At 35.3% G+C, this 442-nt stretch carries 1 protein-coding gene; it reads left to right on the forward strand.

What is annotated here, in order from left to right; all coding sequences use genetic code 11:
* Positions 1 to 201: 201 nt before the first annotated feature.
* On the forward strand, positions 202 to 442 hold a 241-nt coding region (bfr, locus tag A3756_RS16950), incomplete at its 3' end, for a bacterioferritin (RefSeq protein WP_068554040.1).

Raw genomic sequence — 442 nt, forward strand, 5'->3', positions numbered from 1 at the left:
AGAGGTTCGTGTTTAAGCAGTCTTTTTCCTTTCCTTTCCTTTCCCTTCGATTCTATCTAGCCTATCCAGTATCAAACCTTAAAAACTTAATGATAACTATTTAGTTTATTAAGTCTGTGATTATTAAAGCAATAACGTGCCTTTTGAATTTAAAAAGTAATATACTCATCGCACCACACTGATAAAAAAGGGGGCGTGATAATGCAAGGCGACAAACAAGTTATTCAACACCTTAATAAAATCCTGGGCAATGAGCTTATAGCGATTAATCAATACTTTTTGCATGCTCGTATGTTTAAAAACTGGGGCCTCGAAGGCCTAAATAAAAAAGAATATAAAAAATCTATCAAAGATATGAAGCAGGCAGATGAGCTGATTGAGCGCATTCTGTTTTTGGAAGGTATCCCCAACCTGCAAAAGTTAGGCAAATTATTAATAGGCG

This window comes from Oleiphilus sp. HI0086 (genome assembly GCF_001635225.1).